The organism is Pseudonocardia sp. D17 (genome assembly GCF_036984265.1).
Classification (GTDB): domain Bacteria; phylum Actinomycetota; class Actinomycetes; order Mycobacteriales; family Pseudonocardiaceae; genus Pseudonocardia; species Pseudonocardia benzenivorans.
Genome location: NZ_BPRG01000050.1, coordinates 175405 through 190418 on the forward strand (window position 1 = coordinate 175405; position 15014 = coordinate 190418).

The window sequence follows — 15014 nt, forward strand, 5'->3', positions numbered from 1 at the left end:
TTGCCGTGCGGTGGATTCGCTCAGATGGCCCCGACGTCCTTGAGCTTGCGGTACTCCTCTTCGGAGAGTCCCACCTCGTCGAGGTAGAAGCTCTCGTTGTCCTGTCCCATCACGCCGCCGAGCCGGCTGACGCCGCCCGGGGTCTCCGACAGCCTCGGGTGCACGTGCGTCACCGACGTCGGACCGAGCTCCGGGTCGTCGATGCGCTGCAGCAGCTCGCGCGCCTTGAAGTGCGGGTGCTCGGCGACCTGGCTGATGTCGTGCACCGCCGCGGCGGCCACCCGGGCCTCCTCGAAGCGGCGCAGCACCTCCTCCTGCGGATGCCGGCCGACCCACTCGGCGATCACCTCGTCGAGGTCGGCCACGTTCTGCAGGCGGGTCTCGTTGTCGAGGAACCGGGGATCGGTGATGAGCTCCGGCCGGTCCATGACCCGGAACATGCGCTCGACGATGGCCTGGGTGCCGCCGGAGATCGAGATCCAGTGCCCGTCGGAGCACTGGTAGGTGTTGCGCGGGGCGAGGTCGGCGAGCCGGTTGCCGCTGCGCTTGCGGATGACGCCGCGCTTCTCCCAGTCCAGCATCGTGTAGTCGATCAGCCGGTAGGTCGCCTCGGTGATCGCGTTGTCGATGACCTGGCCCTTGCCGCCGTTGACGTCGCGCCAGTACACGGCCGCGAGGACGGCCATCGCGCCGGTCAGCGCCGCGACGCCGTCGGCCAGCGGGTAGCCCGCGATGCTCGGCGGCCGGTCGTCGGCGCCGGTGATGTAGGCCAGGCCGGAGAAGCCCTCGGCCAGGGTGCCGAACCCGGGACGCTCGGCGAACGGGCCGGTCTGCCCGTAGCCCGAGGTGCGCAGGATGATCAGCTTCGGGTTGATCTCCTGCAGGACGTCGGGGCCGAGACCCCAGCGCTCCATGACGCCGGGCCGGAAGTTCTCGATGAGGACGTCGAAGTCCTTGACCAGCCGCCGAACGAGCTCCTGGCCCTCGGGCTTGTTCATCGCGAGGGTGATGAGCCGCTTGTTGCGCGCCAACGTCTTCCACGCGAGCGACACGCCCTTGTACTGCGTGCCCCACTTGCGGACCGGGTCGCCGGTGCCGGGCAGCTCGGCCTTGACGACGTCGGCGCCGTAGTCCGCCAGGTAGGTCGCGGCCCATGGGGCGGCCATCATCGTCGCGAGGTCGAGTACGCGCAGGCCCTCGAGGGCGCCGCGCCCCTGCTCGACGGGCGGGAGCGCCGAGACGTCGACGGTGTGCTGGTCTGCCATGACAACCTTCCGGGTCTGCCCGGGTGTGCGGGCGGGAGAGCTGGTCAGCGGGTCGGGACGACGGCGCGCGCGCGGTGCCAGTCGGTGGCGTCCTGGTAGGCGCACGCGATCTGGAACAGGACGGCCTCGCCGAACCGGGGAGCGGTGAGCGCGACCCCCACCGGCAGCCCGCTGCGCGGGTGGAAACCGATGGGCAGGCTCAGCGTCGGGCCGTCGTGCAGCGCCCAGGGATAGGTGATGCGGCCGAGCTGCAGGGTCTGGGCGCGGGAGTCGGGACCGTCGGCCGCCGGGACGTCGACGGGCACGACGGGCGTGACGATCACGTCGAGGTCGGTGAACACGTGGGCGAGCCGGGTGCGGTACTCGGCACGGAACACCAGCGAGCGGACGAGGTCGACGGCGCTGACGTCCAGGCCGGCCGAGACGCGGCCGAGGACGTCGGGGGAGAAGTCGTCCGGGCTCGCGAGCAGCCGCTCGCGGTGGTAGGCCGCGCCCTCGCTGCCGACGATGCGCGTCCAGTGCTCGTGGGCGTCGGGCGCGCCGAAGTCGGGAACGTCGGCGGCGACGGTGCCCTGGTCGGCGAGCCAGCCGAGGAAGGTCTCGATGCGCTCGCCGACGCCGTCGTCGAGGCCGTCGAAGAAGAAGCGGCGCGCGACGCCCACGGTGAGCCCGTCGAGCGGCTTGCCGATCGCGGAGGTGGCGGGCGCCCCGGTCGAGGCGACCGAGTAGGGGTCGGCCGGGTCGAACCCGGTCAGGACCTCGGTCAGCCGGGCCGCGTCGATCGCGCGCCGGGCCATCGGGCCCACGGTGTCCTGCGTCTTCGCGGCGGGGAGCACCCCCTCGATCGAGATGCTGCCGACGCTGGGCCGCAGCCCGACGACCCCGTTGAGCGCGGCCGGGATCCGGACCGAGGCGCCGGTGTCGGTGCCCAGCGCGAGGTCGCAGTAGCCCGCGGCGAGTGCGGCACCCGACCCGCCGGACGAGCCACCCGGGATGCGGTCGAGGTCCCACGGGTTGCGACAGGCGCCGTAGGTGAGGTTCTGGGTCGTCGCGCCCCAGGCGAGCTCGGCCATGTTGAGCTTCGCGCTGACGACGGCACCCGCCTCGCGCAGCCTGCGCACGACCGTCGCGTCGGCGGGGGCGACGTTGTGGGCCAGGAACGACGCCCCGGCCGTTGTCACGACCCCCGCGACGTCGATGTTGTCCTTGAGCCCGACGAGGACGCCGTCGAGCGGCCCGCGCGAGCGGCCCGCCTCTGTGCGGCGGGCGGCGGCGACGGCGTCCTCGCGGGAGCCGTCGATCCAGGTGATGACGGCCCGGACCCGGTCGTCGATCTCCTGGTACCGCGCATGCGCGGCGTCCCAGCCGTCCGGACCGCGGAGCGGTCCGGGATCGTCGGGTGTCTGCACGAGCGACCTCCTGACGTTGCGGAGCCGGAGACCCCGGCGTGACGGGCAAACTGTATGCAACTCGCGGTTGCGACGTCAACGGCCGTACGGCCGCTCCTGGCATTGAATCCGCAGCCAGTCAGGGTGTCAGCCGGTAACCTGCCGGAAACAGCCGGACCCGCCGCACGCCGCGAAGTGTGCACAAAGTTCGAGGATTTCGGTGGGTCGAGCGGCTGCAAGGGTGGCGTGGGCCGTTCGGACCTGTACCGTCTCGGCGAGTGACGTCGAGTAACGAACGGGCGGCCGACCGGGCCTACCGCATGATCCGGGCCGACATCATGTCCGGAGAGCTGGAGGGCGGCGCCCGGCTGGGCGAGGCCAACCTGGCCGAGCGGTACGGGCTGAGTCGAACCCCGGTGCGGGAGTCGTTGCGCCGCTTGCAGTCCGAGGGTCTCGTCGAGGTGCTGCCGCACCGTGGCGCCCGCGTCGTCGACTGGCGCTCGCTCGACATCGCCGCGATCTACGACATGCGCGCCGTCGTCGAGGGGTTCATGGTGCGCCGGGCCGCGGTGACGATGTCGGACGAGGAGATCGACCGGCTGACGACGCTGTGCGACAAGGTCGAGCGGCAGACCGCGGCGATGGAGCTGGGCGACCCGGAGCTCATCGACCTCCTGGCCGCGTTCAATCGCGAGTTCCACGGCTCCATCGCGCGCGCGGCGGGCGGGGAGATCTTCGCCGCCGTCCGGGCCAGCGTCGTCATCGGGCCGCTGATGCTGCGGACCGTGCACGACTACACGCGCGCCGACCAGGAGCGCAGCAACCGGCACCATCGGGAGATTCTCGCCGCCTTCCGGGCCCGCAGCCCGCAGTGGGCCGAGTCGGTGATGCTCGCCCATGTGTACTCGGCCAAGTCGCGGTTGCTCGAGGGCCGCGGTGAGGTGATCGGCCCCGATGCTGCTTCCATCGAGGCGAGCTGACTGCATACAATCCCGCGGCCTCATTGCCTCTGTTGCCTCTGTGCTGCGAACTGGAGGGCCGCATGGCCTACGACGTCGTCGTCCTGCCCGGGGACGGGATCGGGATCGAGGTCACGGACTCCGGTGTCGCCGTGCTGCGGGCCGTCGCCGCCGCGGTCGGCCTGGAGGTCGACCTGGAGTTCCTCGACGCCGGTGCCAGCGCCTACCAGCGGACCGGCGTCGCCATCGCGGAGCCGGTCATGGCGGCCGTCGGCCGCGCCGACGCCGTGCTCTTCGGCGCCATGGGCCTGCCCGACGTCCGGCGCGAGGACGGCACCGAGATCACCCCGCAGCTCGACATCCGGGAGCGCTACGACCTCGTGGCGGGCGTCCGGCCGTCCACGTTGCTCCCCGGCATCGACCCTGTGTTGTATGCACGAGACATCGACTTCGTCGTCGTGCGCGAGAGCACCGAGGGCCTCTTCGCCGGCCGTCGCGACCCGCGGTCGGCCGATCCCGACGTCGAGCACGACCGGATGACGATCACCCGCGCGACCAGCGAGACGCTGTTCGACATCGCGTTCTCGCTCGCCGCGGCCCGCCGCGAGGCCGGGCACGCCGGGCGGGTCACGCTCTTCGACAAGGCCAACGTGCTGAAGAGCCAGGCGTTCCTGCGCACCGTGTTCGACGAGGTCGCCGCGCGGCACCCCGACGTCGAGACCGAGCGGGTCTACGTCGACGCCGGCGTGATGATGATGGTCCGCGAGCCCGAGCGGTTCGACGTCGTCGTCATGGAGAACATGTTCGGCGACATCGTCTCCGACCTCGCCGCCGGCATCACCGGCGGGCTCGGCCTCGCGCCGTCCGGCGACATCGGTCGCGACCACGCCGTCTTCCAGCCCTGCCACGGCAGCGCGCCCGACATCGCCGGGCTCGACGTCGCCAACCCGGTCGGCATGATCCTCTCCGTCGCGATGATGCTCGACTGGCTCGGGGACCGGCACGACGACGGCCGCTGCCTCAAGGCCGCCGCCCGCGTGCGCGCGGCGGTGGGCGCAGCGCTCTCCGCCGGGGTGCGGACCCGTGACATCGGCGGCACCGCCTCGACGAGCGAGGTCACCGCGGCCGTCGTCGCCGCGCTCTGACCACCCGGCCCGGCGGGCCCCCTCGGCATGCCTGCCCACGATCGGTGAGCCGTTCCCCCGGCGGGTGCCCATGGGTGGGTCGAGCCTGCGGGTGACCGGCGTCTCCGGGGCGTAGGGAACGCGTCAAGACGCGGGGTCGTGGCGTCAAGGTCGCGTCGGTGGCCGCGGCCGGCCGGGCCGGCGGATCGCAGACTCGGTCGGCCCGCCGGAGGTACCGGCGGCCCCCGACCCAGGAGTGAGTTCCCGGTGGCCGATCTGCTGTACACGCTGCTGCTGGTGGGCGTGTTCGCCGTGCTGGTGCTGTGCCTGCGCGGGCTGGAGCGCCTGTGAGTACCGCCGACGTGGTGACCAATGTGATCGGGGGCCTCGTCGCCCTCGCGCTGCTCGTCCATCTGACGGTCGCCCTGCTCCGCCCGGAGCGGTTCTGATGGGCGACACCCTCGCGGGCCTGTTCCAGGTCGCCGCGCTGCTCGTGCTGCTCGGCGTGTGCTACGTCCCGCTCGGCGACTACATGGCCCGCGTCTTCACCGCCGAACGGCACTGGCGCATCGAGTCCATGCTCTACCGGCTCGTCCGGGTCGACGCCTCGAGCGGCCAGCGCTGGCCCACCTACGCCGCGGGCGTGCTGGGCTTCTCGTTCGTCTCGTGCGCGCTGCTCTACCTCCTGCAGCGCCTCCAACCCGTCCTGCCGGCGAGCTTCGGGCGCGGACCGGTCCCGCCTGCGACGGCGTTCAACACCGCGGTCTCCTTCGTCACCAACACGAACTGGCAGTCCTACGTGCCCGAGCAGACGCTGGGCGACACCGTGCAGATGGCCGGGCTCACCGTGCAGAACGTGCTGTCGGCAGCCGTCGGGCTGGCCGTGGCCGTCGCGCTGATCCGCGGGTTCGTCCGCTCGGGCACCGACCGGCTCGGGAACGTGTGGGTCGACCTCACCCGCGGCACCGTGCGCATCCTGCTGCCGCTGGCGTTCGTCGCGGCCGTCCTGCTGCTGGTCATGGGAGTGACGATGTCGCTGCACGCGGGCGTCGACACGACCGGCGTCGACGGGGCCGCGCACACGCTGCCGCTCGCCCCGACCGCGTCGCAGGAGGCGATCAAACAGCTCGGCACCAACGGTGGCGGCATCTTCAACGCCAACTCCGCGCACCCGTTCGAGAACCCGAACGCCGTCTCGAACCTGTTCCAGATCTTCCTGATGCTGCTGATCCCGGTGTGCCTCACCCGCACCTTCGGGACCATGGTGCGCAACCCGCGGCAGGGCACCGTCCTGGTCTCGGTGATGGGCGTGCTGTGGGCGGGGCTGCTGGCCGTCGCCTGGTACGCCGAGACGCACCCGAACGGTCCGGCCGCGCTCGCCGCGGGCGGGGCGCTGGAGGGCAAGGAGGTCCGGTTCGGCATCCCGTCGTCGGTGCTGTTCGGCATCTCGACGACCGGCACGTCGACCGGGGCGGTCAACTCGATGCACGACTCCTTCACCGGGGGCGCAGGCGGGGCGACGCTGCTGAACATGCTCCTCGGCGAGGTCGCGCCGGGCGGTGTCGGGACCGGCCTCTACGGCATCCTCGTGCTGGCCGTCATCGCCGTGTTCCTGGCCGGGCTGATGGTGGGCCGCACCCCGGAGTACCTGGGCAAGAAGCTCGGCAGGCGGGAGGTGACCGCCGCCGCGGTCTCGATCCTGGTGATGCCGACGATCGTGCTGATCGGGGCGGGGCTGGCGATCGCCCTGCCCGGCACCGCGGGCGCGCTGAACAACGGCGGCGCGCACGGCTTCTCCGAGGTGCTCTACGCCTACGCCAGCACGGCGAACAACAACGGCAGCGCATTCGCCGGGATCACCGTGACCGGCAACTTCTTCCAGTCGACCCTCGGCGTGGCGATGCTGCTCGGCCGCTTCGTGCCGATCCTGGCCGTCCTCGCGCTGGCCGGTTCGCTGGCCGCGCAGCGCCGCGTCGAGCCAGGGGCCGGAACGCTGCCGACCGACAAACCGCAGTTCGCGGTCCTCGTGGGCGGCACCGTCGTGCTCGTCGCCGCCCTCACCTTCTTCCCGGCACTGGCCCTCGGCCCGATCGCGGAGGCACTGGCATGACCACCTCGTCGACCACCTCTGCGGCGACGACCCAGCCCGACACCGACGGTCGCGACGCGGTGCGCGCGGCGGCGGGCCCGGTGCAGGCCGGTGCCTTCCGGCCCGCGCAGCTGTGGGCCTCGCTGCCGGACGCACTGCGCAAGCTCGACCCGCGGGCCCAGCTGCGCAACCCGGTGATGTTCGTCGTGTGGGTCGGCTCCGTGCTGGTCACCGTGGACGCGATCGTCGACCCGACGGTGTTCGGCTGGCTGATCGCCGTCTGGCTGTGGTTCACGGTGCTGTTCGCCAACCTGGCCGAGGCCGTCGCCGAGGGCAGGGGCAAGGCCCAGGCGGGGACGTTGCGCCGCACCAAACGCGACACGGTGGCCCGGCGGCTGACCGCCGACGGCGGCGAGGAGCGCGTCGGCGGCACGGAGCTGCGGATCGGCGACCGGGTCGTCGTGGAGGCGGGGGAGACGATCCCCGGCGACGGCGACGTCGTCGAGGGCATCGCGACCGTCGACGAGTCGGCCATCACCGGCGAGTCCGCACCCGTCGTGCGGGAGGCGGGCGGCGACCGGTCCAGCGTCACCGGTGGCACGACCGTGCTGTCGGACCGCATCGTCGTCGAGATCACCACGACGCCGGGGGAGTCGTTCGTCGACCGGATGATCGCGCTCGTCGAGGGCGCGTCGCGGCAGAAGACACCCAACGAGATCGCGCTGACGATCCTGCTCGCCGCGCTGACGATCATCTTCCTGCTCGCGGTCGTCGCGCTGCAGCCGATGAGTGCCTACGCGGGCGGGCTGCAGTCCGTGGTGACGCTGGTGGCCCTCCTGGTCTGCCTGATCCCGACGACGATCGGGGCGCTGCTCTCGGCCATCGGCATCGCGGGCATGGACCGGCTGGTGCAGCGCAACGTGCTCGCGAAGTCCGGCCGGGCCGTCGAGGCGGCCGGGGACATCGACACCCTGCTGCTGGACAAGACGGGCACGATCACCTTCGGCAACCGGCGGGCGACCGAGCTGATCCCGGTGGGCGACACCTCCCTGGCCGAGCTCGCCGCCGCGGCCCGGCTGTCGAGCCTCGCCGACCAGACCCCGGAGGGTCGCAGCATCGTCGAGCTCTGCGCACGCGACCACGGGCTGGCCGCGGGAGCGACGGCCGACGAGGCCGTGGCGCAGTTCGTCGCGTTCACCGCGCAGACCCGGATGTCCGGCCTCGACCTGCCCGGCCGCGCGGTCCGCAAGGGTGCCGCGGCCGCCGTGCTGGCCTGGGCGGGCACCCGGTCGGACCAGGTCACACGCATCGCCGACGCGATCGGCGACGAGGGCGGTACGCCGCTGGTCGTGGCCGAGGCGGCGGGTCCCGAGGGCGGCTCGGCGCGGGTGCTCGGGATCGTCCGGCTCTCCGACGTCGTCAAGCCCGGCATCGCGGCGCGGTTCGCCGAGCTGCGGGCCATGGGCATCCGGACGGTGATGATCACCGGCGACAACCCCCGCACCGCCAGGGCGATCGCGGCCGAGGCCGGCGTCGACGACCACCTCGCCGAGGCCACCCCCGAGGACAAGATGGAGCTGATCAGGAAGGAGCAGGAGGGCGGGCGGCTCGTCGCGATGACCGGCGACGGCACCAACGACGCACCCGCGCTCGCGCAGGCCGACGTCGGCGTCGCGATGAACACCGGGACGGCCGCGGCCAAGGAGGCCGGCAACATGGTCGACCTCGACTCCGACCCGACGAAGCTGATCTCGATCGTCGAGATCGGCAAGCAGCTGCTGATCACCCGCGGCGCGCTGACCACGTTCTCCGTGGCCAACGACCTCGCGAAGTACTTCGCGATCCTGCCCGCGATGTTCGCCGCGCTCTATCCCTCGCTCGGCCTGCTCAACATCATGGGGCTGCACTCGCCGCAGTCCGCGATCCTCTCGGCGGTGATCTTCAACGCGCTGGTCATCATCGCGCTGATCCCGCTGGCGCTGCGCGGCGTCCGCTACCGGCCCACGTCCGCGGCCGCCCTGCTCCGCCGCAACCTGCTGATCTACGGCCTCGGCGGCGTCGTCACGCCGTTCGTCGGCATCTACCTCATCGACCTGCTGGTCCGACTCATCCCGGGGATGTGACGTGCTCTCCACGTTGCGCAGGCAGACCGGCACCGGTCTGCGGCTGTTGATCGTCTTCACCATCGTGTGCGGGATCGTCTACCCGCTGGCCGTATGGGGGGTCTCGCGGATCCCGGGCCTGTCCGGGTCGGCCGAGGGCTCGGTCGTCACCGCAGCCGACGGGACCGTGGCCGGGTCGTCGGTGATCGGCGTCGACCCGGTGCCCGCGAACCCCGCCGCCGACCCGTACTTCCACACCCGGCCGGCGGCCTCGGCACAGGGGGTGCTCGGCCCGGCCGACACCACCACCTCGGGCGGGTCGAACAAGGCAGCCGACTCGCAGGACCTGCTGCACGAGGTCGAGCAGCGCCGCGCGGCCATCGCGCAGCGCGAGGGCGTCGCGCCCGCCGCCGTGCCCACCGACGCCGTCACCGCGTCGGGCTCCGGGCTCGACCCCGACATCAGCCCGGCGTACGCGGCGCTGCAGGTCGCGCGCGTCGCCCGGGTCACCGGGCTGCCGGTCGCACAGGTGCAGGGGCTGGTCGCGCAGGCGACGAGCGGGCGGGCCCTCGGCTTCCTCGGCGAGCCGGCGGTCGACGTCACGACGCTCAACCTCGCCGTGCAGGGCGCACTGCACCGCTAGCGCCGGGGGCAGGCGGGTCCATGATGGCGGTGGGACAGGGGGTGGAGCGCGTGGGGCGGGCCGGTGAGCTGCGTATCTACCTCGGGGCCGCGCCCGGCGTCGGCAAGACCTTCGCGATGCTCGGCGAGGCGCGGCGACGGTGGGAGCGCGGCACCGACGTCGTCGTCGGGCTCGTCGAGACCCACGGCAGGCCCCGCACCGCCGAGCTCCTCGAGGGGCTGGAGGTACTGCCCCGCCGGGAGGTGGTCCGCGGCGGGAACGTCCTCACCGAGCTCGACGTCGAGGACGTCCTCGCCCGGCGGCCCGACGTCGTGCTCGTCGACGAGCTGGCCCACACCAACGCCCCCGGCTCGCGGCACGCGAAGCGCTGGCAGGACGTCGAGGAGATCCTGGCGGCCGGCATCGACGTCCTGTCCACGGTCAACGTGCAGCACCTCGAGTCGCTCAACGACGTCGTGCAGCGGATCACCGGGGTCCGCCAGCGCGAGACGGTGCCCGACGGGTTCGTCCGCCGCGCCGAGCAGATCGAGCTCGTCGACATCACCCCGGAGGCGCTGCGGCGCAGGCTCGCCCACGGCAACGTCTACGCGGCCGAGAAGGTCGACGCCGCACTCGCCAACTACTTCCAGCCCGGCAACCTCATCGCGCTGCGCGAGCTGGCGCTGCTGTGGGTCGCCGACGAGGTCGACGTCGCGCTGCAGCGCTACCGCAGCGACAAGCACATCCGCGAGACGTGGGAGACCCGGGAGCGGGTCGTCGTCGCGCTGACCGGCGGCCCCGAGAGCGAGACAGTCCTTCGCCGCGCCGCCCGGATCGCGAAGCGGGCGGGGCAGGCCGACCTGCTCGCCGTCCACGTGCTGCGCGGCGACGGGCTGGCCGGTGCCCCTGTGGGCGCGGCCGCGCGGCTGCGCACGCTGGCCGACGACGTCGGCGCCTCGTTCCACACCGTCGTCGGCGACTCCGGGGCGTCAGGGGTGACGGACTCGCTGCTGGAGTTCGCGCGCGGCGTGAACGCGACCCAGCTGGTGCTGGGCACGTCGCGCCGGTCCCGGCTGGCCCGGCTGTTCGATCCGGGGATCGGCGCGCGCGTCGTGCAGGAGTCCGGCTCGATCGACGTCCACATGGTCACCCACGACGCCGCCGGCTCGGCGCTGCGGCTGCCCACGTTGCGCAGCAACGTGCCCGGCGGCCGCCGGATGCTCGGCTGGGTGCTGTGCGTGCTCGCCCCGGTGGCCGCGACCGCGCTGGGGGTGGCACTGCGCGGGATCGTCGGACTCTCCACCGACGTCGTGCTGTTCTTCCTGGCGACGGTCGTCGCCGCCCTCGTCGGCGGGCTCGGCCCCGCGCTCGTCGCCGCCGTGCTCGGCGTGCTGATGCTGAACTTCTTCCTCACCCCGCCGCTGTACTCGCTGACGATCGGGGAGACCGAGAACGTCGTCACCCTCGTCGCGATGCTGCTGGTCGCGGTGCTCGTGGCGCTCGTCGTCGACCGGGCGGCACGGCGGGCCGAGCAGGCTGCGCGGGCGCGCACCGAGGCGGCGCTGCTGGCGTCGTTCGCGCGGACCGTGCTCACCCGCGCCGACCCGCTGCCGCGGCTGCTGGAGAAGGTCCGGGAGGCGTTCGGGCTGCGCTGCGTCGCCCTGCTCGAACGCGGTGACGGAGCCGCCGGCTGGGCGCGGATCGCCGTGTCCGGGCCCGCCGAGTGCGGCCGGCCCGAGGACGCCGAGGTCGACGTCGCCGTCGAGGCGGGGCTGCACCTCGTGGGGACCGGCCGGTCGTTGCCCGCGCACGACCGCCGGCTGCTCGAGGTGGTCGGCGGCCAGGCGCTGGTCGCGCTGCGCAGCCAGCGGGCGGCCGCCGACGCCGTCGCGGCGCAGCGGCGTGCCGAGGCCAACGAGACCCGCAGCGGGCTGCTCTCGGCCGTCGGCCACGACCTGCGCACGCCGCTGACGTCGATCAAGGCTTCGGCAGGCAGCCTGCGCGACCCGTCGCTGCCGCTGTCGGACGCCGACCGTGCCGAGCTGGCGGCGACGATCGAGGAGTCCGCCGACCGGCTCACCGGGCTCGTCGACAACCTGCTGGACTCCTCGCGGCTCGCCGCCGGTGCGGTCACCCCGCTGCTCGAACCGCTCGGCTACGCCGAGGTCGTCGCCCGGGCGCTGCTGGGGTTGCCGGGCGCCGAGCGGATCGACCTCGACGTCGCCGAGGACCTGCCCGACGTGTGCGCCGACGCCGGCCTGCTCGAACGCGTCGTCGCGAACCTGCTGGACAACGCGCTGCGCCACGGCGACGGCGCCGCCGTGGCGGTGCGGGGCAGCGCGTACGCCGACCGCGTCGAGCTGCGGGTGGTCGACGCCGGACCGGGGGTGCCGCCGAGGCAGCGCGACCGGCTGTTCACACCCTTCCAGCGGCTGGGCGACCGTGGCACCGGGACGGGACTGGGGCTGTCCGTCGCGCGCGGGCTCACCGAGGTCATGGGCGGCACGCTGACCGCCGAGGACACCCCCGGCGGTGGGCTCACCGTGGTCGTGTCGCTGCCGGCCGTCGCGCTCCGCTCCTCCGGATCGACGGCGCCCGGTTCGACGGCGCACTGACGCTGCCGAACTGCCAGCATCTCCGCGTGACCCCCACGATCCGGACGTTGCACGACGACGACCTGCCCGCCGTGCTCGACCTGGCCGTCCGGGCCTGGGCGCCGGTCTTCGCCTCGATGCGTGACGTGCTCGCGGGCTCGGGCGTGTACGAGCACTTCTTCCCGGAGTGGGAGCCGGTCCAGCGGCGCGCCGTCGGCCAGGTCTGCACGGCGACGGGCCACGACGTCGCGGTCGCGGTCGACGGCGGGCGGGTCGCGGGCTTCGTCGCCGCCCGCGCCGACGAGGCCGAGCGGCTCGGTGAGATCGTCATGCTCGCCGTCGACCCGGAGTTCCAGCGGCGGGGGATCGGCGGCGCCCTCACCCGGTACGCCGCCGACGGGTTGGCCGCGCGCGGGATGGCCGTCGCGATGGTCGAGACGGGCGGCGACGTCGGGCACGCGCCCGCGCGGCGCACCTACGAGCGCGCCGGGTTCACACCGATGCCGGTCGTCCGGTTCTTCGCGACGCTCCCGATCACCGGAAATTCGTGAATATTTCGTTCTTTTCGGACAGACGTCCGTAGCGTCCGGGGCGTGGCGGGCGACTAATCGTCAGAGCTCCGACGGACGGGACGAGATGACCGAACTGATTCCCTTCACCAGCAACTTCTCCGACATGAGCACGAACGAGGGGTACCAGTTCGAGTTCCGCTGCCAGCGCTGCGGCAACGGCTTCCGGTCGCGGTTCCGGCCCTCGGTCACCGGCTTCGGCGGTCGGCTCGCCGCGCTGGGCGGGAGCATCCTCGGCGGGGAGATCGGCAACCGGGTCCAGGAGATCGGCTACATCGCGCAGTGGGACCGTTCCGGCACCCGCGGCGTCACGAACGACAAGCGGCTGCTGGAGGCGTCGGAGGACGTCGCGGGGGAGTTCCGGCAGTGCCGCGGCTGCACCGACTGGGTGTGCCGGCACCAGTGCTGGGACCAGCGCGCCGACGTCTGCACGACGTGCGCGCCCGCCCAGCACGGCCCGCCCCAGGGCGCCGACCCGTACGGCCGGCCCGGCCACGGCACTCATGGGCATTCCCCCGGCTACGGGGCACCGGCGGGAGGTGGCCGGACCTGCACGAGCTGCGGTGCGGTCGGCCCGGGCCGGTTCTGCGGTCACTGCGGCACCCCGTTCGCGCCACCGTCCTGCCGGGGGTGCGGCGCACCGTCGCAGGGCACCCGGTTCTGCGGGCACTGCGGCACACCCGCCTGAGCCGCGCCGCGTCGGTGCCGCGCGACGGCGGCACGCGCGGCGGGCCGGTTCACGACACCCCGGAGGGGCGCGGGTAGTCGCGCAGGTCGACGTCGGTGGCGTAGTCGTCGGTCATCCGCAGCATCAGCGCGAGCATGGGCCGGAAGCGGAAGATCGCGTTGCGCAGCCATCCGCCCGCGCGCGTGCGCGGCGCCAGGAACGGCCCGGCGTTCCCCTTCTTCGCGACCTTCGCGTAGCGCCGCATCACCGCCTCGTACTCGGCGAACGCGACCCGGTGGTCGCCGCCGGCGGCGGCCAGCTCACCGGCGAGCACATACGCGCCGACGACGGCGAGGCCCGTCCCGAAGCCGCCGAGCGTGTTGCCCCACGCCGAGTCGCCGAGCAGCACGATCCGGCCCGACGACCAGCGGTCGATGCGCACCTGGCTGATCGAGTCGAGGTAGAAGCCCGTCGACCCCGGCAGCCGGTCGACGACCTCACCGACCCGCCAGCCGGCGCCGCGGTAGGCCTCGGCGAGCATCCGCTGCTGGGCGAGGGCGTCGTCGCGGGCGGCGTCGAGCCGGGCGGCCCGGTCGTCGGCGTCGGTCGCGAAGACGAAGAACGCGGGTGCCTTCGGGCCGCCGACGGCACACATCCGGCCGGGCTCGTTGTACATGACGGCGCCGCCGGCGAGGCCGAGGTCGCCGACGTCGGCCAGCGCATAGTGGTACCCGAGGTGCCGGACGAAGTCGGCCTCGGGGCCGAACGCGAGGCGGCGGACCGCGGAGTGGATGCCGTCGGCGCCGACCACGAGGTCGAACGTGCGCGGGGCGGCCTCGCGGAAGGTGACGTGCACGCCGTCGGCGGTCTCGGTCAACGACGTGACCGTGTCGCCGAAGACGTACTCGCAGGTCTCGGCGGTGTGCTCGTAGAGGACGGCGGCGAGGTCACCGCGCCGGATCTCGACGTCGCCGCCGGTGAAGTCGCCGGGGATGGTCGTGATCGCGCGGCCGTCGGCGTCGATGACGGTCTGGTCGTGGCCGCCGGTGGCGCGACGTTCGATCTCCTCGTACAGCCCCATGTGATCCAGGACCGCGCGGTGGACCGCACCTTTGAAGTCGACGGCCTGGCCGCCGGTACGCAGCTCGGGCGCCTTCTCGACGACGGTGACGGCCGCGCCGTGGCGGGCGAGCCAGAACGCCAGTGCCGGGCCCGCGATGCTGGCGCCGGACACGAGGACGGTGGTGCCGGTGAGTCCGTGGTTCGTCATGTCCCGACGGTCGCGCGGGCCGCTGACAGTCCGGCGACAGTCCGCTGACAGCCGCTGACGGCCCCCGAGCGGCCCGTGAGTGGCGATGGTCGCGATAGCGACGGCTATCGCCACTCACAGTGCAGGGCCTCCTCGCGGGGCAGGGCGGCACCGCGGGCGTAGGCAGCGGAGAAGGCGTCGGGACCGAGCAGGTTGCGGGCCGCCGCCGCGGTCCCTACGACGTGCCGGTCGCCCACCACCGCGGTTCCGCGCAGCGCGACGGCGACACCCAGCAGGAACGCGGCGCGCTCGGGGTCGGGGCCGGGGTCCAGCAGCGCCGCACCCGCCACACCCTCGACGACGTCGGCCCGGGCCGCGGCGAGCGG

13 protein-coding genes are annotated in these 15014 nt (G+C 73.3%); 9 read left to right on the forward strand and 4 right to left on the reverse strand.

Going from position 1 to position 15014, the window contains the following annotated elements; all coding sequences use genetic code 11:
- Window positions 1–20 precede the first annotated feature (20 nt).
- Both PSD17_RS10955 and PSD17_RS10960 read right to left on the reverse strand, forming a co-directional pair.
- Window positions 21–1265, reverse strand: a complete 1245-nt coding sequence (locus PSD17_RS10955) for a CaiB/BaiF CoA transferase family protein (RefSeq protein WP_013676231.1) — start codon at window positions 1263–1265, stop codon at window positions 21–23.
- A 44-nt stretch (window positions 1266–1309) separates the two neighbouring features.
- Window positions 1310–2674 carry an amidase gene (locus tag PSD17_RS10960; RefSeq protein ID WP_339122561.1) on the reverse strand — a complete coding sequence of 455 codons (1365 nt, stop codon included), beginning with the start codon at window positions 2672–2674 and terminating at the stop codon, window positions 1310–1312.
- Between the two features lie 257 nt (window positions 2675–2931).
- Here PSD17_RS10960 and PSD17_RS10965 point away from each other — a divergent pair, with 257 nt between their 5' ends.
- The 9 genes from PSD17_RS10965 (at window position 2932) to PSD17_RS11005 (ending at window position 13400) form a co-directional block, all read left to right on the forward strand.
- A complete protein-coding gene (locus PSD17_RS10965) occupies window positions 2932–3633 on the forward strand; it encodes a GntR family transcriptional regulator (protein WP_339122562.1) in 702 nt (233 codons plus the stop codon).
- 62 nt (window positions 3634–3695) lie between these two features.
- Window positions 3696–4757 (forward strand): isocitrate/isopropylmalate dehydrogenase family protein, encoded by a 1062-nt coding sequence (locus PSD17_RS10970; RefSeq protein ID WP_339122563.1) that lies wholly within the window; start codon window positions 3696–3698, stop codon window positions 4755–4757.
- Between the two features lie 326 nt (window positions 4758–5083).
- Window positions 5084–5185 (forward strand): K(+)-transporting ATPase subunit F, encoded by a 102-nt coding sequence (gene kdpF, locus PSD17_RS10975; protein WP_013676226.1) that lies wholly within the window; start codon window positions 5084–5086, stop codon window positions 5183–5185.
- A complete protein-coding gene (gene kdpA / locus PSD17_RS10980) occupies window positions 5185–6846 on the forward strand; it encodes a potassium-transporting ATPase subunit KdpA (protein WP_339122564.1) in 1662 nt (553 codons plus the stop codon). Before kdpF ends, kdpA begins: the two co-directional genes overlap by 1 nt.
- On the forward strand, window positions 6843–8948 hold the full coding sequence (kdpB, locus tag PSD17_RS10985) for a potassium-transporting ATPase subunit KdpB (protein WP_339122565.1): 2106 nt from the start codon (window positions 6843–6845) through the stop codon (window positions 8946–8948). Before kdpA ends, kdpB begins: the two co-directional genes overlap by 4 nt.
- Before the next feature lies 1 nt (window position 8949).
- Entirely contained in the window at window positions 8950–9570 is a 621-nt protein-coding gene (locus PSD17_RS10990; protein ID WP_013676223.1) for a potassium-transporting ATPase subunit C, read from the forward strand.
- A 20-nt stretch (window positions 9571–9590) separates the two neighbouring features.
- Window positions 9591–12164: a sensor histidine kinase gene (locus PSD17_RS10995; protein WP_339122566.1), complete on the forward strand. Its 2574-nt coding sequence runs from the start codon at window positions 9591–9593 to the stop codon at window positions 12162–12164.
- Window positions 12165–12190: 26 nt separating this feature from the next.
- Window positions 12191–12694 (forward strand): GNAT family N-acetyltransferase, encoded by a 504-nt coding sequence (locus tag PSD17_RS11000; protein WP_013676221.1) that lies wholly within the window; start codon window positions 12191–12193, stop codon window positions 12692–12694.
- 85 nt (window positions 12695–12779) lie between these two features.
- The gene (locus PSD17_RS11005; protein WP_013676220.1) at window positions 12780–13400 is read left to right on the forward strand and encodes a zinc ribbon domain-containing protein; all 621 of its coding nucleotides are present in this window, start codon (window positions 12780–12782) and stop codon (window positions 13398–13400) included.
- Between the two features lie 49 nt (window positions 13401–13449).
- Here the strand turns inward: PSD17_RS11005 and PSD17_RS11010 are convergent, their stop codons facing one another.
- On the reverse strand, window positions 13450–14649 hold the full coding sequence (locus PSD17_RS11010; protein WP_339122567.1) for an FAD-dependent monooxygenase: 1200 nt from the start codon (window positions 14647–14649) through the stop codon (window positions 13450–13452).
- A 104-nt stretch (window positions 14650–14753) separates the two neighbouring features.
- Window positions 14754–15014 (reverse strand): hypothetical protein (locus tag PSD17_RS11015; protein ID WP_339122568.1); only part of this gene is annotated, 261 nt, incomplete at its 5' end.